This is a genomic window from Streptomyces sp. NPDC051987, assembly GCF_040680735.1.
Taxonomy (GTDB): Bacteria; Actinomycetota; Actinomycetes; order Streptomycetales; family Streptomycetaceae; genus Streptomyces.
This window is the reverse complement of the sequence record NZ_JBFAXI010000056.1, coordinates 38,398-55,192: the sequence shown is the minus strand read 5'-3', so window position 1 is coordinate 55,192 and position 16,795 is coordinate 38,398. Positions and strand designations below refer to the sequence as shown.

The following is a 16,795-nucleotide window of genomic DNA, read 5'->3' as shown; positions in this document are numbered from 1 at the left end:
TCCGGGACAACGCGGAACAACCCGGAACACCGTCGCGGGCGGACCATCCGTTCGGATGGTCCGCCCTCGATTTGTGTGGAGCTAAGGAGAATTGAACTCCTGACCTCCTGCATGCCATGCAGGCGCTCTACCAACTGAGCTATAGCCCCTTGTTTTGGTCCGCCCGGTTTCCCCGGCGGCGACGCCAACATTACACGGTCGACGGGGTGCACCACCAAATCGTTTCCGTTCTGTGCGGATACGGGCGCTAGTGTCGGACTTCGTGACCGTGATCGCGTTCTCTGAGACCCGGCGCCGGATGCCGGCGGCCCTGGGGGCGTGTCTTTTGTCGTTCACGGCGTTCTGGGTGGCCCAGCGGGCCGCGCACGTGTCGATGATCGACCTGATGGTCTACCGGGCGGAGGGGGCGACCGTCCGTGCGGGCGGCGATCTCTACGCGCTGCGCACGACGGCGGCTCAGCTGCCGTCCACCTACCCCCCGTTCGCGGCCCTGCTCTTCACTCCGCTGACCCTGCTGGACGTCACGGGCATGCGGACGCTGGCGACGGCGGGGAACCTCGGCCTGCTGCTGGTGTTCGTCGGCCTGTCCCTGCGGCTCGCGGGGCACGCGCGCGTGGAGGGCGTCCTGTGGGTCGCGGCGGCGGCGGTGTGGTGCGAGCCGGTGTGGACGACTGTGCGCTACGGGCAGGTCAATCTGCTGCTGGCCGTCCTGGTGCTGTGGGATCTGTCACGCCGTCCCGTCGAACGCCCGGCCCGCTGGGCGGGGGTGGGGGTGGGGCTCGCGGCCGCGGTGAAGCTGACACCCGCCCTGTTCGCGGTGTTCCTGCTCGCCACGGGCCTGGCCGCGCGCCTCGCGGGTCGGGACGCGGGCCCGTGGCTGCGGCACGCGCGCGGGGCGGGGGCCGCCTTCGCGGGGGCGACCCTGCTGGCGGCGGCCGTCCTGCCGTACGACTCGTGGCGGTTCTGGACGGGGACGGTGTTCCAGACGGGGCGGGTCGGGCGGGCCGAGGAGACCGCGAATCAGGCCCTGCGTGGCGTTCTGGCGCGTCTGCTGCACACGCCAGACCCGGGCGGCCTCTGGGTCGCCGCGGCGGCCCTGACGGCCGTCCTGGGGCTCGCGGTGGCGGTGGCGGCCGAGTTGCGGGGCCGGCGCGCCTGGGCGGTGGCGGTCTGCGCGGTGACCGCACTGCTGATCAGCCCGGTGTCCTGGTCGCACCACTGGGTGTGGTGCGTGCCGGTGGTGGTGCTGCTGTGGACGCGCGGGCGGCGGACGGCGGCCGCGGGCACGGCGCTGGTCTTCTGCTCGTACGCCCTGTGGTGGGTGCCGCACGGCCACGGGCGGCCCGAACTGCACCAGGACGCGGCCGCCTTGGTGCTGTCGGGCCTCTACACCGTCACGGGGCTGCTGTTCCTCGCGCTCGCCCGGACATCGCTGCGGAGGCCCGACCCGGCTCCGGATCCGCCCGTGTCGGATCCCCCCGTGTCAGCTCCGCCCGTGCGGCTCAGGCCGTGACGAACGAGTAGAACCGCTTGAGCGTGCAGTGCTCTTCGAGGAGCCGCCCGTAGATCGGCTCGCCCTCCAGCTCGCGGTAGGTCTCGATCGGGTCGCCTTTTATGATCAGCGCCCGCGCGCATTCCTCGCACCAGTACTGGTAGTCGGGGTTGATCGGCTCCATGTCGCGGACGATCGGGGTGCCGCTCCCGCACCAGTCGCATTTCCGCCTGTGTGCACCCATCGATCAGCTCCAGCTGTGGCCGCAGGCCGTGCACACGTAGGAGATCCCGCCGTTGTCGCCGAGAACCTGGGCGACATGCACGGAACCGCAGGAAGGGCAGAGCAGCCGGGTGATCGTGTCTCGTATCAACGCCGCACCGAGGAGGTGGCCGCCCTCCTCAAGGATGCTCGCAGGCATCGCTACTCCTCCCGTCGGGCCGCGCCCCCTTCCGGCCGTTTGATTCTGCCACGGCCGGACCAATACGGTCAGCGACGCCTCAGTACCAGTCCGGACACGGCTCCCGCCGCCGCCGTCGCGGCGAGCGCCCATGCGCAGGCTGACAGCGCCTCCGCAGAGGTATACGCCTGCGGGCCCCCGACTGACTCAAGCCGGTTCAAGAACAGTGTGCCGAACGCGGCGACGCCGATCAGCTGACCGAGCTGGGTGACGGTCGCGAGGAGTCCGCTGGCGTCCGCGGCGTCCTCGGGGCGCACGGTTGCGAGCGCGCCGGTGAGCGTGGGACTGAACGCGAGCGCGAGCCCCGCGCCCACGCCGGCGTACGCCACATAGAGCAGCGCGCCCCCGTCGCCGCCCCCGTTAAAGGCCAGCCCGACGCCGGCCACGCCCAGTGCGGTGAGCGCGAACCCGGCCGGGGTCAGCGCCCGCTGCCAGGCGGCCGGCCACCTGCGCCAGGTGAGGGCGACCGCGCCGAAGACCACGGCGGTCGGCGCGAAGGTGAGGCCTGCGCGCAGCGCGCTGTAGCCGAGGCCGCTCTGGACGTGCAGGGTGAGGGTGAACAGGAATCCGGCATTGACGGCCATCACGGCGAGGATCCGCAGGACGGCCAGGCCCATGCCGGGGTGGCGCAGCACCCGGGGCGCGACGATCGGGGCGCCGCCGCGGCGCGCCAGCCTCGCCTCGTATCCGCAGAACAGGGCGAACAGGAGCACGGCGGCGGCCAGGGACAGCCAGGACCACAGCGGCCAGTCCTCCTCCTGGCCGAGCACCAGCGGAACTGTCAGGAGCGACACGGCCGCGCCCAGCAGGACCAGGCCGGGCAGGTCCAGGCCGCGAGCCCGTTCGGGGCCGGATCCGGTGCCGCGCGGCAGGACGCGCCGGCCGAGCACGAGAAGGACGGCGCCGACGGGCACGTTGACGAGGAACACGGGCCGCCAGCCGGTGCCGAACAGGTCGGCGCTGACCAGGACGCCGCCGATGATCTGGCCGGCGGCTGCGCCGACCGCGAGGACGGCGGAGTAGGCGCCGAGCGCCCGGATCCGGGCCTCGCCGGTGAAGGCGCGCTGGATGATGCTGAGGACCTGCGGGATCATCACCGCCGATCCGGCGCCCTGCACCAGACGGAACACGATCAGTTCGGTGGCCCCCTGGGCCAGGCCGCAGGCGAGCGAGGCCGCGGTGAACAGGGCGAGGCCGGCGAGGTGGACCCGGCCGTGGCCGAGCCGGTCGCCGAGCCGTGCGCCGGTGATCAGCAGCACCGAGTAGGTGATGGCGTAGCCGGCCACGACCAGTTGCAAGTCGGCGCCCGTGGCGTGCAGTTCGGAACCCATGGTGGGGGCTGCGACGTTCACGATGAAGACGTCCAGCACGGCCATGAAGAGGGCCGCGAGGACGACCGCGAGGAGCAGCCGGGGCCGGTTGTCGGTGCCGGGTGTTTCTATTCTGGCAGGGGCCGCAGCGGGTGCGGAGCCTGCTCCCGTCCTGGATGGCGTCGTCATGCGTCCGAGCGTGGCGGCGGACCGGTACGGGTGCCGAGAGCCCGCCGATGCTGGTACTGGCAGCACCTGGCAGGGGGCGGGGGCTGCGCCCACGATGGAGGACGTGACGACCGGGGACGTGACGATGACGACGACAGCGCACCGCCGCAGGCCCGAGCTGGCGGCGTTCCTGCGCAGCAGGCGGGCCCGGGTGCAGCCGGCGGACGTGGGGATGGCGCCGGGGCTGCGGCGGCGCACACCGGGGCTGCGCCGGGAGGAGGTCGCCCAGCTCTCGGGCGTGGGCGTGACCTGGTACACGTGGCTGGAGCAGGGCCGGCCGATCAACGCGTCGGCGCAGGTGCTGGACGCGGTGGCGCGGACGCTGATGCTGGACCCGCCGGAGCGGGAGCATCTGTACCGGCTGGCGGAGGTGCCGTTCGCCCCGGCGCCGGAGGGGTTGTCCCGGTCGGTCGGCGCGGAGGTGCAGGGCATCCTCGACGCGCTCGATCCGCTGCCGGCGGTGGTGTACACGTCGCGCTACGACGTGCTGGCCACCAACGCCGCCCACCGGGACCTGTTCCTGGTGCCGCAGGCGGTGCGGATCGGCGTGCCGAACGTGCTGTGGACGCTGTGCACGGTCTCGGAGGACGCCTGCCCGGTGGTGCACCCGCAGCGTGAACTGCCGATGATGGTGGCGACCCTGCGGTCCTCCTACGGCAGGCATGTCGGCGAGCCGGCCTGGGAGGACTTCATACGGGCGCTGTCCGAGGCCAGCGGGAGCTTCGCCCGGTTGTGGGCGAGCGGGGCGGTGGCGCAGCCCGGGCCGCGGGTGAAGACGTTCCGTCATGAGGCGGTGGGCGAGCTGCGGATGACGTCGCAGTCGCTGTCGATCGACGGGATGCCAGAGGCGCGGATCGTGGTCTACATGCCCGAGGACGAACGGACGCGGGAGCGGGTGGCCCTGCTGCGTGAGCGCAGGCAGCGTTTGTGGCCGGTGACGGAGGAGGCGGCCACTGAGATCATCCGGGGGTGGAACGCAGAAAATCCCGCCCTCTGAGGAGGGCGGGATTTCTGTCAGCGATCTTTGGCGACTACGCGGTGCGTGAAGTGCCGATCCGTGGAGCTAAGGAGAATTGAACTCCTGACCTCCTGCATGCCATGCAGGCGCTCTACCAACTGAGCTATAGCCCCTTGTGTTCTTCCCGTCTTTCCGCTCGGCGGGGCGAACAAGAAGAACTTTAGCCTGCGACCTGCCGGAAAGTGAAATCCGGGTCCCGGCGAGGTCAGGTGGCCGGTGGATCCTCAGTCGTCGTCGCCGAGGACGGGCTCCGGGAGGGTGCCGGCGTTGTGTTCCAGGAGCCGCCAGCCGCGGGCGCCCTCGCCGAGCACGGACCAGCAGCAGTTGGTGAGACCGCCGAGGCTCTCCCAGTGCCGGGACTCCAGACCGAGGAGGCGGCCGATGGTGGTGCGGATGGTGCCGCCGTGGCTGACCACCACGAGGGTGCCGTCCTCGGGGAGCTTCTCGGCGTGCCGGAGCACGACGGGGGCGGCCCGGTCGGCGACCTCGGTCTCCAGTTCGCCGCCACCGCGGCGGACCGGCTCGCCGCGCCTCCAGGCGGCGTACTCCTCGCCGTGGCGGGCGATGATCTCCTCGTGGGTGAGGCCCTGCCACACGCCCGCGTAGGTCTCCCGCAGCGCCTCGTCGCGGATCACCTCAAGGGAGGTGAGGGCGGCGAGCTGGGCGGCCGTGTCGGCGGCCCGCCGCAGGTCGGAGGAGACGATCGCGTCCGGGCCCAGGGAGGCCAGCAGCCGGGCCGCGCGGCGGGCCTGGCCGATGCCGGTCTCGGTGAGCTCGACGTCGGTGGTGCCCTGGAAGCGGCGCTCCACGTTCCACGCGGTCTGGCCGTGCCGCCACAGGATGATGCGGCGGCCGCGGCCCCGGCGGCCGGTCACCTCGCCCGTGGTGCTCATCACCACTCCCCGCCGGGCTCGCCGGTGTCCTCGGCGGCCTGCAGCCTGGCGTGCTCCGCCGCCTTGCCGCGGGTGGCCTCGGCGTCGGCCGGCAGCCCGATCTCGGGGCAGTCCTTCCACAGCCGCTCCAGGGCGTAGAAGACGCGCTCCTCGCTGTGCTGGACGTGGACGACGATGTCGACGTAGTCGAGCAGGATCCAGCGGGACTCGCGGTCGCCCTCGCGGCGCACCGGCTTGGCGCCGAGTTCCTTCTGCAGGCGCTCCTCGATCTCGTCGACGATCGACTTGACCTGACGGTCGTTGGGCGCGGAGGCCAGCAAGAAGGCGTCCGTGATCGACAGGACGTCGCTGACGTCGTAGGCGATGACGTCGTGGGCGAGCTTGTCGGCGGCCGCCTGGGCGGCGGCGGTGATGAGCTCGATGGAACGGTCGGTTGCGGTCACTGCGTGGCTTTCCCTCGGCGGTCGTTTGACCTCAAGGGTCTCACGGACCGCCGGGCGCACCCCACGTGATTACCGCGTCACGTGGGGTGCGAGGGGCCACCGCGCGGGACGCTCAGGACGAGGACGGTTTGTAGTCCTGGCCGAGGACGACCGAGACGTCGGCGCCCGAGCCGACCGTGCCCTTGCGGACCGCGCCGGCGCCGAGGCCGAGGGTCTTGGCGACCTCGGTGGCGTTCTCCTTGTCGGCGGCGCCGGAGTACAGCACCTCGGAGGTGGCCCGGGGGGCGGAGGCCGTGCCGCCCTCCAGGAAGGTGTAGCCGCCGTTGACGAGGACCACGCGGGCCTTCTCGGTGTCGTCCTTGACGCCGGTGGCGTTCTCGACGGAGACGCGGACGGCGGAGCCCGCCGACGGGCTCTTCGCGGTGCCGCCGAGGATGTCCTTGACGACGCTGGAACTGGTCTGGGCGCTGAGGGTGCCGTCGCTCTGCACGGGCAGCAGGGCGGTCTTGTAGGCGCCGTCCTTGGCGAGGTCGGCGAGCTTGGCGAGGAAAGTGCCGAGGTCCTTGTCGGTGAGGGACGGGTCGAGGATCTGCGCGAGGCTCTGCACGGTGGTCGTCGCGGAGGCGGCGTCGGAGGACATCTTGCGCAGGACGCCCTGCATGACCTGCCCGAACCGCTCCAGCTGCGCGTTCTGGGCCTCGCCGGAGGCGCGGTAGGTGGCGTAGGCGACGGCGGCCTTGCCGCCGAGGGTCTGGTCCTTGCCCTGGTGGACGAGGAGTTCCTCGCCCTTCTTCTTGGCGTCCGGGTCGGGGACGTCGGCGTTGGTGTCGATGTCGATGTTGCCGACGAGTTCGACGAGGTTCTGCAGGTAGGGGGTGTCGAGTCGCCAGGTGCCCTCGATGCTGGTGCCGAGGACGGTGTCGAGCTGATCGCGGGTGCCGGAGGAGCCGTCGTCGTCCACGGACTTGGCGAGGGTCGTGGTGGTGCCGTCGTCGTCGGTGAGGGCGAGGGAGTTGGGCAGCAGGACGGTGCTGCCCTGCTTGGTGGTGGTGTTGTCCACGAGCAGCACGGTGGAGGTCCCGCCACCGCCGGTGTTGTGCAGGTGGACGACGATCACGTCGCGTTTCTGGGCGGCCGCGGAGGCTGTCGTGCCGGCCTTGGTGCCGGAGGAGGACAGGCCGGGCAGTTTTCCTGCGTACCAGAGGTAGCCGACGCCGCCGACGGCGACCAGCGCGAGGACGACGACCAGGGCGATCGTCCGGCTGCGGGCACGGCGCTTGGCCTCCTCGCGGCGCTCGGTGCGGTTCTCGGTGAAGTTCAGCCAGTCGATGACGTCCTCGGAGTCACCGTCGGGCTGTTCGACGAACGCGAACTGGCCGGTGTGGTAGTCCCGTTCGTCGTCGTTTCGGCGGGGAGCGGCGGCACGGTCGGCCGGTCCGGCCTGCTGCGGGATGTGCGCCGTCTGCTCGGCGACCCGGGACTGCCGGCCGCTGCCGGCCGTCTGCCCGTAGGGGTCGTAGGCGTTGTGGCCGCCGGTGCCGTACGGGTCGTACGCGGGCGTGGCCGGCTGCTGTCCGGTGTCGTGGACGGGCGTGTGCTGCCCGGTGTCGTAGGACGCGGCGGTCTGCTGGGCGCCGCCGGCGTACGGGTCGTAGCCGTAGCCCTGCCCCTGCCCCTGCCCCTGGTCATGCCCCTGCGGGCCCGCGTAGGGGTCGTACGTCTGCTGTGGTTGCGCGGGGATCTGGCGGTACACCGGCTGGCCGTACTCGTCGTAGCCGACGAGTTCGTACTGGTCGCTTCCGTAGCCCGCGTCGTATCGGTCGTTCACCGGTGCCCCTCTCGGCTCACTCGCCGCGGTACAGCTCGCGCTTGTCGATGTAGCGCACGACTCCGTCGGGCACCATGTACCAGATGGGATCGCCCTTGGCGACTCTCGCACGGCAGTCTGTGGAGGAGATGGCGAGCGCGGGAACCTCCACCAGCGAGACGCCGCCCGCGGGGAGACCGCGGTCGCTCAGCGGGTGGCCGGGCCGGGTGCAGCCGATGAAGTGGGCCAGGGAGAAGAGTTCCTCCGAGTCCCGCCAGGTGAGGATCTGGCCGAGGGCGTCGGCACCGGTGATGAAGTACAGGTCCGTGTCGGGATTCAGGGCGCGCAGGTCGCGCAGGGTGTCGACGGTGTAGGTGGGGCCGCCGCGGTCGATGTCGATGCGGCTCACGGAGAACTGCGGGTTCTCCGCGGTCGCGATGACCGTCATCAGGTAGCGGTCCTCGGCCGGGGAGACCGCGCGGGCGGTCTTCTGCCACGGCTGGCCGGTGGGCACGAACACCACCTCGTCGAGGTGGAACTGGGCGGCGACCTCGCTGGCCGCCACGAGGTGGCCGTGGTGGATCGGGTCGAACGTGCCGCCCATGACGCCGAGGCGGCGCTTGCCGGTGTGCGCGGGTCCCCCCGGCGTGTACCGCGGGGTCGTCACCGTGTCGTCGGCGTGGTCGGCCCCGTCGTTCACCGGACCGGTAGGCATGTCCTGCTCTCCCATGCGTGCAGACCCTACCGGCCCGGCCCGTGGGCCTCGCCCGGAGGACCGGCGGACCGGTGCCGGGCCGGGCCCGGCGTACGGCTCAGCGGTCGCGGTTGAAGCGGGTGGTGATCCACAGCAGGAGCAGCAGGATGATGAACGCGCTGCCACCGGTGACGAGCGGGTTGAGGCTCTCGTGGTTGCCGCCTCCCTCGCCCTCGGCGGCAACGGTGACCAACTGGGCAGCGGCGCTGTGGAGATTCATCATCTGCGGCAGGACCTATCGCGTGTGGGCGGGATAAAGATGTCGGCTCATCGTATGCGGGCGGCCCGGCGGCGATCACGCCGACTCCTCCGTTGGGCCGACGTGCGGAACGATCCCGGCGGCTCAGTCGTCCTTCTGTTTGTACCCGCGCAGCAGGAACCACGCGGTCAGTGCGCAGCCGACGAACATGACGACGATGACGACCCGGAGCAGATCGCCCGAGCCCTGGTGCTGGGCGGCGCTCGCGGCCTGGGCGAGCCAGGCGGCCGGGGGGTGGTGCTCCATGAGGACTCCTTCGGCTGTGCTGCCCGTCCACGGTATCTCCGCCTAGGCTGGGCCCTGCTTCGGGGGCACACCGTGGGCACTCACGCACCTGGGGGATGACATGTCCGACGAAGGCCACGAGCACGACGGGCACGCGCGCGTGCCGGGCAGGCAGCGCAGGCGGTTCCCGGGGATCTCCTCGCGCGCCTACGAGCATCCGGCAGACCGTTCGGCGCTGGTGGCGCTCCGGAAGCTGAGCGGTTTCGACGCCGTGTTCAAGGCGCTCAGCGGGCTGCTTCCGGAGCGCAGCCTGAGGCTGCTGTTCCTGTCCGACTCGGTCCGGGTGTCCGACCAGCAGTTCGCACACCTGAACGACATGTTGCGGGACGCCTGCTACATCCTGGACCTGGAGAAGGTCCCGCCGATGTACGTGACGCAGGATCCGCAGCCGAACGCGATGTGCATCGGCCTGGACGAGCCGATCATCGTGGTGACCACGGGGCTGGTGGAGCTCCTCGACGAGGAGGAGATGCGGGCGGTCGTCGGCCACGAGGTGGGGCACGCCCTGTCCGGGCACTCGGTGTACCGGACGATCCTGCTGTTCCTGACCAGTATCGCCCTGAAGGTGGCCTGGATACCGCTGGGGAACCTGGCGATCCTGGCGATCGTGACGGCCCTGCGGGAGTGGTTCCGCAAGTCGGAGCTCTCCGCCGACCGGGCCGGTCTGCTGGTGGGCCAGGACGTGCGGGCCTCGATGCGCGGCCTGATGAAGATCGCGGGCGGCAACCACCTGCACGAGATGAACGTGGACGCGTTTTTGCAGCAGGCCGAGGAGTACGAGGCGGGCGGTGACCTGCGTGACTCGGTGCTGAAGATCCTGAACGTGCTGCCGCGCTCGCATCCCTTCACCACGGTCCGCGCGGCGGAGCTGAAGAAGTGGGCCGAGTCCCGCGACCACCAGCGGATCATGGACGGTCACTATCCGCGGCGCACCGAGGACAAGGACACCTCGGTCAGCGACTCGTTCAGGGAGTCCGCGGCGAGCTACGCCGGCGACGTGAAGAGCTCCAGGGACCCGCTGATGAAGCTGGTCACGGACATCGCAGGCGGGGCGGGCGGGCTGGGCGGCCGGGTCAGGCGCGGCTTCGAGGGGTTCACGAGCGCGCCGCCGCCGAAGGACGCGCAGCCCGGGGACGCGTCGGGCAAGGACGCGCCGCGGGACCCGCAGGGCGACGACGAGTAGGCGGGCAGCGGGACGAGGAGCGGGGCAGCGGTCAGACCTTCGGCTCGGCCGCCGCGGCCAGTGTCCCGCACAGCGCGGTGGCGCTGTCCGTGGCGTACGGGTCGGTGCCGGCCGGGCCGCCCGCCCTGGCCGTCTGGCCGGCCAGCAGCGGGTGCAGACGGCCGGCGGTGTCCTCGGCGCAGGACAGCGGGCCGGCCTGGACGTAGGAACCGACCAGCTGGGTCTGGTGCAGGCGAAGGTCGTCGCGGTCGAAGCGGAAGGTCAGCTCGCGGCGGACGGTGAACAGGGAGACCTGGGCGCCGGCCTGGGCGCCGGTGGGCCGCAGCGCGTAGACGAAGGTGTGGTCGGCGGTGACCTCCAGGGTGGCCGGGTCGGTCTCGGCGGCCGTCAGGTCGCCCTGGACGCGGATCCTGGGGTCGGCGAGTTCGGCGCGGGTGGGGTCGAAGCGGACCAGCCAGCCGGTGAGGGCGTGCCGTCCGTCCGCCGCGGGGTGGTCGGCGCTCTGGTCGAACTGGTCGAGCTGACCGGGGTCGAGCAGCGCCCGCGCGGGCCGCACCTCGCTGCCGTCGAGGACCTCGGGGTAGAGCGAGGAGCGGACGAGGTAGTCCTTGACCGTGGTCAGGGCGGTGACGACCTGGCTGTCGGAGAAGTGCGCGGTGCTGCGGGCGGCCGGCAGCGGTATCCCCTCGGCGCCGATCTCGTACTGCGCGGCGGGGCTGTGGGCGAACAGGGTCTCGGCGTCGGCGGCGCCGGGCACCGCGCCCTGGGGGGCGAGCGGGATGACGGTCATCCGCAGCGGTTCGACGGGCGGCTGCGCTTCGTCGGTGCCGTAGGGGTGGCGGACGCCCATGTAGATCGCTGTGCCGAAGGCGACGAGGATCAGCACGACGAGGATCAGGGCCTGCCGGGTGAGGCCCCGACGCAGGGGCGGGCGGCGGCGTACGGCGGGCGCGTGGTCGGTCATGCGTTCGCGCGCGGAGGACTCCTGGAGGCGGGCAGCTCGGACAAACGATTCGTCGAAGACGACGGATCGGTATTCGTCCTCACCACCTGCGGGGCCGCCCTCGGGTGCCCCCTCAGGTGGGTCTCCTGGCCCGCCCATACCTTCAGAGTAGGTCTCGGGAGCCTCGGGTAAACGCCCTGTCGCACGACAACTTCTGACAGGTTCTCACCAGAAGTGCCACCGAGGCGGCCGCGGCCGGGTCAGGGGGTGTGCGGGAGCGCGGAGGCCGCCGGCTTGGCCGGCTGGGAGTAGTCGGCGGACACCGAGGGGGCCGCCGCGGTGCCCTGTTCCTGCCCGGTGGACGGGGGCCTGGGCACCTGGTCGCGGCTGCCGCCCGAGGAGGCGCCGCGGTAGACCGCGGCGAAGGCGAGCGCGACCATGCCGATGCCCATGACGAGGGCGAGCAGCCAGGCGACGGGGCGGTGCCAGCGGACGTGTTTGCCGTACGTCCCGGCGGTGCCGTACGCGTCGTCTGGTGCGTCGGTGTCGTCCGGGCCGTCGAGTTCGCCGGCGTGACTGAATTCGGGTCCGTCGGGGCCGTAGCCGTCGTCGTAGCGCTCGCCTCTGGCGTGGGCGCGGCGGGCTTCGGCCTCGGAGGCCTCGGCTCTGGCCTGGGCGGCGGCAAGGAGGCGTTCGACGGCGGTCGGCTCGTGGACCACGGCCGCCTTCACGAAGGCCTCGTCGAAGACCACGGTGTCGAATTCCTCGTCCGACATTCCGCGGTCATGGTCGTCGTCGGGGTCCCAGCCGTCGGAAAACGGCGTGCCCCCCACGTCCTCCGGCACGGATCCAGAGTAGACCTGGGGGGTCAATTTGGGCAGACGGTATGGAAATTCATAGGCCCGGTGAGACGCCTCTCACGCCGGTGCCGTGGCCCGTGCGCCCTTGCGCGCACCCGCCCGCCGCCGGGCGCCGCCGTACGGGTGCCGGGGGTGGGCGGGTGCCGGGCGGACGCGTGTCAGCGGCGGATGTGGCCGTCGCCGGTGACGATGTACTTGGTGCTGGTGAGCTCCGGCAGGCCCATGGGGCCTCGGGCGTGCAGCTTCTGGGTGGAGATGCCGATCTCGGCGCCGAAGCCGAACTGGCCGCCGTCGGTGAACCGGGTGGAGGCGTTCACGGCGACGGTGGTGGAGTCGACCAGCTGGGTGAAGCGGCGGGCGGCCTGCTGCGAGGTGGTCACGATGGCCTCGGTGTGCCCGGAGGTCCACAGCCGGATGTGCTCGACGGCCCGGTCGAGGGAGTCGACGACGGCGGCGGCGATGTCGTACGACAGGTACTCGGTCTCCCAGTCCTCCGGGACCGCCTCGACCACGGTCGCCTTGGAGTCCTTGGCGTAGGCGAGCACGCGTTCGTCGGCGTGCACGGTGACGCCGGCCTCGGCGAGGGCGTCCAGGGCGCGCGGCAGGAACTCGGGGGCGATGTCCTGGTGGACGAGGAGGGTCTCGGCGGCGTTGCAGACGCTGACCCGCTGCGCCTTGGAGTTGATGAGGATGTCGACGGCCATGTCGATGTCGGCGTGGGCGTCGACGTAGACGTGGCAGTTGCCGGTGCCGGTCTCGATGACCGGGACCTTCGACTCCATGACGACGGTCTGGATGAGGGAGGCGCCGCCGCGCGGGATGAGGACGTCGACGAGGCCGCGGGCGCGCATCAGCTCGTGGACGGACTCGCGGCTCTCGCCGGGCACCAGCTGGATCGCGTCGGCGGGCAGCCCGGCGCCGCCGACGGCGTCGCGCAGGACCCGCACCAGCGCCGTGTTCGACTCCAGGGCGGAGGCGGAGCCGCGCAGCAGGACGGCGTTGCCGGATTTCAGGCAGAGCGCGGCGGCGTCCACGGTGACGTTGGGCCGGGCCTCGTAGATGATGCCGACGACACCGAGCGGGACGCGGACCTGGCGCAGGTCGATGCCGTTGGGGAGGGTGGAGCCGCGGACGACCTCGCCGACCGGGTCGGGCAGCTTGGCCACGTCGCGGACGTCGGAGGCGATGGCGCGGACCCGCTCGGGGGTGAGGGTGAGGCGGTCGATGACGGACTCGCTGGTGCCGTTCTCGCGGGCCTTGGCGATGTCCTTGGCATTGGCCTCGACGATCTCGCTCGTACGGACCTCCAGGGCGTCCGCGACGGCGAGCAGCGCGTCGTCCTTCACGGCACGCGGCAGCGGCGCGAGGTCGGCGGCGGCGGCCTTGGCGCGGTAGGCGGCCTGGGTGACCGGGGACATGGCGTCGTACGGCGAGAGCGTGGTCATGAGGGAAGGGTAGTGCGCCCCGGCCGGCCGTTCACGCGTCATCCCACACCGCGAGACGTGACCCAAAACGGGTGAATACCGGCCATCGCCGCGGGCTGTGTCCGGGGCGGTCTCAGAAGGGGTGGATGCCGACCGGTGTCGCGGGCGGCGGCCCGTACCCCTCGGCGATCCGCTGGTGGTAGGTGGTGCGGTCGATGACCTCGAGGCCGACGATCTCCCAGGCCGGCAGGCCGGCGGTCTGGCGGTGCTCACCCCACAGGCGCAGGGCGACGGCGGCGGCGTCGTGGAGGTCGCGGGCCTCCTCCCAATAGCGGATCTCCGCGTGGTCGCAGGCGTAGCGGCTGGTGAGCAGAAACGGGTGGTCGTGCGCCAGTTGTTCGAGTCCTCGGCGCAGTTCAGGCAGGGGGACCTCGGCACCGCAGACGCTGAGGGTGACGTGCCACAGGCGTGGCAGGTCCTTCGGCTCCTCGTAGGTGTCCCCGGCCGCGACGCTCGTCAGAGCACCGCGGGAGGCCGCAGCCCCAGGGCGCACTCGTCTCACGACGGCCTCCTTCAGCTGTGCGGGTGCGGAACGTGGTCCTGAGACAAAGTTGAGCAGGCCGCAAGGGTTCGTGTGGCGGTTTTACGGAACGTCCCCCACCGGGGTCCGTCGTTACGTCCCGTTTTACGGGTGCAGGATCACCAGGTCGTCCCTGTGTACGACCTCGCGTTCGTACGCGGGGCCCAGTTCCCGCGCCAGCTCCCGGGTCGACCGCCCGATCAGCTGGGGGATCTCCTTGGCGTCGAAGCTGACCAGTCCGCGGGCCACCGCGCGTCCGCCGGTGTCGCGCAGTTCGACGGGGTCGCCTGCTGCGAAGTCGCCCTCCACCGCGGCGATCCCGGCCGGCAGCAGCGACTTGCGGCCCTCGACGACCGCGCGGACGGCGCCGTCGTCGAGGGTGAGCGAGCCCTGCGGGGTGGAGGCGTGCTGAAGCCACAGGAGGCGGTCTGCGGACCGTTTGCCGGTGGGGTGGAAGTAGGTGCCGGTGTCGGCGCCGGAGAGCGCGTCGGCGGCGTGCACGGCGCTGGTGAGGACCACCGGGATGCCCGCGGCGGCGGCGATCCGGGCCGCCTCCACCTTGGTGACCATCCCGCCGGTGCCGACGCCCGCCTTACCCGCGCTGCCGATCTCCACGCCCGCGAGGTCCTCGGGGCCCTTCACCTGCGCTATCCGCGAGGTGCCGGGCCTGCCGGGGTCGCCGTCGTAGACGCCGTCGACGTCGGAGAGCAGGACCAGCAGGTCGGCGTGGACGAGGTGGGCGACGAGCGCGGCGAGGCGGTCGTTGTCGCCGAAGCGGATCTCGTCGGTGGCGACGGTGTCGTTCTCGTTGACGACCGGCAGCGCGCCCATCGCGAGGAGCTTGTCGAGGGTGCGGGAGGCGTTGCGGTGGTGGGCGCGGCGGCTCATGTCGTCGGAGGTGAGCAGGACCTGGCCGACGCGGACGGCGTAGCGGGCGAAGGAGGCGGTGTAGCGGGCGACGAGCAGGCCCTGGCCGACGCTGGCGGCCGCCTGCTGGCGGGCCAGGTCCCGGGGGCGGCGGCGCAGGCCGAGCGGGGCGAGTCCGGCGGCGATGGCGCCGGAGGAGACGAGGACGATCTCCTTCTCTCCTCCGCCGCGGCTCTTGGCCAGTACGTCGACGAGCGCGTCGACCCGGTCGGCGTCCAGGCCGCCGGAGGCGGTGGTCAGTGAGGAGGAACCCACCTTGACGACGATCCTGCGGGCCTCGCCGACGGCCTGCCTAGCCCTTGCCACGTCCTGTCCCCACTTCCTTGCGCGTGGCAGCAATCTACGCGAAGGGGACCGGCGCCAGGCCCGGCCGTCCAGCCTCCGGACAACGTGGGGACCGACGGCCGTCCGAACGCTGCGTGCCGTTCCGTGTACGTGCCGCACATGGCAAAAAGGTTGTGTTGACTGTCTATAGAAATCGAAACGAACTCAAAGTTAACTTGAAGTCTGTGTCATCTAAAGATCGCCGCGCGAAGCGCATCCTCATCAGGTCGGGAAAGAGTCCGTACGACGTCGTCACCGTCGAGGAGGCCCTGCACCGGGACGTCATCGCCACCAATTCGGGCAACCTGATCTTCAGCGATGCCGCCCACAAGATCCTCGAGACGCCGGACACCGAGGTCGTCTCGAACGGCATGCCCTCCGACGTCTCCGCCGCCGCACGCATCAACGAGGAGTACGACGCGTTCGTCGTCCCGCTCGCCAACGCCTTCCGGCCGTCCTTCGAGAGCGCGCTGAAGCGGATGACCCGGCTGATCTCGAAGCTGCGCATCCCGGTGGTCGTGCTCGGCGTCGGCGCGCAGACCGGAGTGAGCTACAACCCGGACCGGCTCAAGCGAATGGAGCCGACCGTGCGCGAGTTCTGCGCGGCCGTGCTGGAGCGCAGCGCGTCGATCGGCGTGCGGGGCGAGTTCACCGAGCAGTACCTGAGGGCCATGGGCTTCAAGGACGTCGAGGTCATCGGCTGCCCCTCGCTGTTCATGTACGGGGAGCGGCTCCCGGTGCGCAAGACGGAGCTGGAGCTGACATCCCAGTCGCGGATCGCGATCAACGGCTCGCACAGTGCCGTACGCGCGCAGGGCCTGGACCGGATCATCAGGCGCACCCACGAGCGCTATCCGCAGCTGCGTTTCGTCGGCCAGAACCTCAGTGACGCGCGTCAGTTGCACTGGCGGGACCTGTCGGACGCGAACGCCGCGGTGACCGGGATGCCGACCCACCCGGACCATCCGATGTTCCGCGAGGACAAGGTGCGGGTCTACGTCGACCCGTACACCTGGATCGACGATCTGCGCTCCTTCGACTTCTCCTTCGGTTCGCGCATCCACGGCAACATAGCGGCGCTGCTGGCGGGCACGCCGGCCACCGTGCTGTGCGGTGACTCGCGGACGCTGGAACTGTGCCGTTACTTCGAGATTCCGCACCGGCGACTGGACCAGGTGGCCAAGGACCCCGATTCGGCGGACCCGGCGAAGCTCTACGCGGAGGCCGACTTCGGCGGGCTGGTCGGCGGTCACCGGGAGCGTTTCGAGCGGTTCACCGGGTTCCTCGACAGGAACGGACTGGAGAACACCTTCACGCACGGCGACGGCGGGGCGGCCTTCGAGGAACGGATGCGGACGCTGCCGTTCCCGGCGGGGATCCGCCCCTGGAACGACGCGGACATCGCCTCGCTCACCTCGCGGTTCGGCTGGCTGCACAGCCGCATCGACGAACTGTCGGTGGACAACGCCCGCCTGGAGAAGGAGCTGGCGCGGGCCGGGGTCCGCGCCGCCAAGTCGGCCGGCGCGCCGTCGGCCTCGGTCTACCGGCGGGCCCGACGTGCCGTGGGCAGGCCGATCCGCCGGGCACTGGGGTCGGGCGGGTGAC

At 71.5% G+C, this 16,795-nt stretch carries 18 protein-coding genes and 2 tRNA genes; 4 read left to right on the top strand and 16 right to left on the bottom strand.

Features of this window, described 5'->3' with window-relative positions; all coding sequences use genetic code 11:
* Positions 1-76 precede the first annotated feature (76 nt).
* A tRNA-Ala gene (locus AB0M11_RS26970) sits at positions 77-149 on the bottom strand.
* Positions 150-298: 149 nt separating this feature from the next.
* Between AB0M11_RS26970 and AB0M11_RS26965 the strand changes: the two genes are divergently transcribed.
* A complete protein-coding gene (locus AB0M11_RS26965) occupies positions 299-1,513 on the top strand; it encodes a glycosyltransferase 87 family protein (protein WP_365709819.1) in 1,215 nt (404 codons plus the stop codon).
* Here the strand turns inward: AB0M11_RS26965 and AB0M11_RS26960 are convergent.
* The 3 genes from AB0M11_RS26960 to AB0M11_RS26950 form a co-directional block, all read right to left on the bottom strand.
* Positions 1,503-1,736, bottom strand: coding sequence for a hypothetical protein (locus AB0M11_RS26960; protein ID WP_006136074.1), 234 nt, complete (start codon positions 1,734-1,736; stop codon positions 1,503-1,505). The two genes, AB0M11_RS26965 and AB0M11_RS26960, sit on opposite strands and share 11 nt — an antisense overlap.
* 3 nt (positions 1,737-1,739) lie before the next feature.
* Complete coding sequence (locus AB0M11_RS26955; protein WP_107483215.1) at positions 1,740-1,913, bottom strand: hypothetical protein; 174 nt, start codon at positions 1,911-1,913, stop codon at positions 1,740-1,742.
* Between the two features lie 68 nt (positions 1,914-1,981).
* Complete coding sequence (locus AB0M11_RS26950) at positions 1,982-3,451, bottom strand: MFS transporter (RefSeq protein WP_365709815.1); 1,470 nt, start codon at positions 3,449-3,451, stop codon at positions 1,982-1,984.
* 94 nt (positions 3,452-3,545) lie between these two features.
* Between AB0M11_RS26950 and AB0M11_RS26945 the strand changes: the two genes are divergently transcribed.
* On the top strand, positions 3,546-4,487 hold the full coding sequence (locus AB0M11_RS26945; RefSeq protein ID WP_365709813.1) for a helix-turn-helix transcriptional regulator: 942 nt from the start codon (positions 3,546-3,548) through the stop codon (positions 4,485-4,487).
* A gap of 61 nt (positions 4,488-4,548) precedes the next feature.
* Here the strand turns inward: AB0M11_RS26945 and AB0M11_RS26940 are convergent.
* The 7 genes from AB0M11_RS26940 to AB0M11_RS26910 all read right to left on the bottom strand — a co-directional run bounded on the left by AB0M11_RS26940 (position 4,549) and on the right by AB0M11_RS26910 (position 8,910).
* Positions 4,549-4,621: transfer RNA gene (locus AB0M11_RS26940), tRNA-Ala, on the bottom strand.
* A 111-nt stretch (positions 4,622-4,732) separates the two neighbouring features.
* Positions 4,733-5,401: a histidine phosphatase family protein gene (locus AB0M11_RS26935; RefSeq protein WP_365709811.1), complete on the bottom strand. Its 669-nt coding sequence runs from the start codon at positions 5,399-5,401 to the stop codon at positions 4,733-4,735.
* Positions 5,401-5,844: a ribosome silencing factor gene (gene rsfS / locus AB0M11_RS26930; RefSeq protein WP_365709809.1), complete on the bottom strand. Its 444-nt coding sequence runs from the start codon at positions 5,842-5,844 to the stop codon at positions 5,401-5,403. Before rsfS ends, AB0M11_RS26935 begins: the two co-directional genes overlap by 1 nt.
* 112 nt (positions 5,845-5,956) lie before the next feature.
* Complete coding sequence (locus AB0M11_RS26925) at positions 5,957-7,672, bottom strand: LCP family protein (RefSeq protein ID WP_365709807.1); 1,716 nt, start codon at positions 7,670-7,672, stop codon at positions 5,957-5,959.
* A gap of 16 nt (positions 7,673-7,688) precedes the next feature.
* Complete coding sequence (gene nadD / locus AB0M11_RS26920) at positions 7,689-8,381, bottom strand: nicotinate-nucleotide adenylyltransferase (RefSeq protein WP_365709805.1); 693 nt, start codon at positions 8,379-8,381, stop codon at positions 7,689-7,691.
* A gap of 82 nt (positions 8,382-8,463) precedes the next feature.
* Positions 8,464-8,628, bottom strand: a complete 165-nt coding sequence (locus AB0M11_RS26915; protein WP_165939217.1) for a hypothetical protein — start codon at positions 8,626-8,628, stop codon at positions 8,464-8,466.
* 120 nt (positions 8,629-8,748) lie between these two features.
* Positions 8,749-8,910: a hypothetical protein gene (locus AB0M11_RS26910; RefSeq protein WP_365709803.1), complete on the bottom strand. Its 162-nt coding sequence runs from the start codon at positions 8,908-8,910 to the stop codon at positions 8,749-8,751.
* 100 nt (positions 8,911-9,010) lie between these two features.
* Between AB0M11_RS26910 and AB0M11_RS26905 the strand changes: the two genes are divergently transcribed.
* Positions 9,011-10,132: a M48 family metallopeptidase gene (locus tag AB0M11_RS26905; RefSeq protein ID WP_365709801.1), complete on the top strand. Its 1,122-nt coding sequence runs from the start codon at positions 9,011-9,013 to the stop codon at positions 10,130-10,132.
* A gap of 31 nt (positions 10,133-10,163) precedes the next feature.
* Here the strand turns inward: AB0M11_RS26905 and AB0M11_RS26900 are convergent, their stop codons facing one another.
* From AB0M11_RS26900 to proB, 5 genes are all read right to left on the bottom strand, one after another.
* The gene (locus AB0M11_RS26900; protein WP_365709799.1) at positions 10,164-11,234 is read right to left on the bottom strand and encodes a hypothetical protein; all 1,071 of its coding nucleotides are present in this window, start codon (positions 11,232-11,234) and stop codon (positions 10,164-10,166) included.
* A 101-nt stretch (positions 11,235-11,335) separates the two neighbouring features.
* Complete coding sequence (locus AB0M11_RS26895; protein WP_365709797.1) at positions 11,336-11,947, bottom strand: hypothetical protein; 612 nt, start codon at positions 11,945-11,947, stop codon at positions 11,336-11,338.
* Positions 11,948-12,093: 146 nt separating this feature from the next.
* Positions 12,094-13,380: a glutamate-5-semialdehyde dehydrogenase gene (locus AB0M11_RS26890; RefSeq protein ID WP_365709795.1), complete on the bottom strand. Its 1,287-nt coding sequence runs from the start codon at positions 13,378-13,380 to the stop codon at positions 12,094-12,096.
* A gap of 112 nt (positions 13,381-13,492) precedes the next feature.
* Positions 13,493-13,921 carry a hypothetical protein gene (locus AB0M11_RS26885; RefSeq protein ID WP_189261483.1) on the bottom strand — a complete coding sequence of 143 codons (429 nt, stop codon included), beginning with the start codon at positions 13,919-13,921 and terminating at the stop codon, positions 13,493-13,495.
* A 123-nt stretch (positions 13,922-14,044) separates the two neighbouring features.
* Entirely contained in the window at positions 14,045-15,172 is a 1,128-nt protein-coding gene (gene proB / locus AB0M11_RS26880) for a glutamate 5-kinase (RefSeq protein ID WP_365709793.1), read from the bottom strand.
* A gap of 203 nt (positions 15,173-15,375) precedes the next feature.
* On the opposite strand from proB, the gene AB0M11_RS26875 reads away from it, so the two are divergent.
* On the top strand, positions 15,376-16,794 hold the full coding sequence (locus AB0M11_RS26875; RefSeq protein WP_365709790.1) for a polysaccharide pyruvyl transferase family protein: 1,419 nt from the start codon (positions 15,376-15,378) through the stop codon (positions 16,792-16,794).
* Position 16,795: the final 1 nt, after the last annotated feature.

What these genes read in the sequence shown, in the direction of transcription:
- AB0M11_RS26910 (WP_365709803.1), bottom strand. Translation starts at nt 8,910, where the DNA reads ATGGAGCACCACCCCCCGGCCGCCTGGCTCGCCCAGGCCGCGAGCGCC.
- AB0M11_RS26945 (WP_365709813.1), top strand. Translation starts at nt 3,546, where the DNA reads ATGGAGGACGTGACGACCGGGGACGTGACGATGACGACGACAGCGCAC.
- AB0M11_RS26890 (WP_365709795.1), bottom strand. Translation starts at nt 13,380, where the DNA reads ATGACCACGCTCTCGCCGTACGACGCCATGTCCCCGGTCACCCAGGCC.
- nadD (WP_365709805.1), bottom strand. Translation starts at nt 8,381, where the DNA reads ATGGGAGAGCAGGACATGCCTACCGGTCCGGTGAACGACGGGGCCGAC.
- AB0M11_RS26915 (WP_165939217.1), bottom strand. Translation starts at nt 8,628, where the DNA reads ATGATGAATCTCCACAGCGCCGCTGCCCAGTTGGTCACCGTTGCCGCC.
- AB0M11_RS26960 (WP_006136074.1), bottom strand. Translation starts at nt 1,736, where the DNA reads ATGGGTGCACACAGGCGGAAATGCGACTGGTGCGGGAGCGGCACCCCG.
- AB0M11_RS26950 (WP_365709815.1), bottom strand. Translation starts at nt 3,451, where the DNA reads ATGACGACGCCATCCAGGACGGGAGCAGGCTCCGCACCCGCTGCGGCC.
- AB0M11_RS26965 (WP_365709819.1), top strand. Translation starts at nt 299, where the DNA reads ATGCCGGCGGCCCTGGGGGCGTGTCTTTTGTCGTTCACGGCGTTCTGG.
- AB0M11_RS26905 (WP_365709801.1), top strand. Translation starts at nt 9,011, where the DNA reads ATGTCCGACGAAGGCCACGAGCACGACGGGCACGCGCGCGTGCCGGGC.
- AB0M11_RS26935 (WP_365709811.1), bottom strand. Translation starts at nt 5,401, where the DNA reads ATGAGCACCACGGGCGAGGTGACCGGCCGCCGGGGCCGCGGCCGCCGC.
- AB0M11_RS26900 (WP_365709799.1), bottom strand. Translation starts at nt 11,234, where the DNA reads ATGGGCGGGCCAGGAGACCCACCTGAGGGGGCACCCGAGGGCGGCCCC.
- AB0M11_RS26955 (WP_107483215.1), bottom strand. Translation starts at nt 1,913, where the DNA reads ATGCCTGCGAGCATCCTTGAGGAGGGCGGCCACCTCCTCGGTGCGGCG.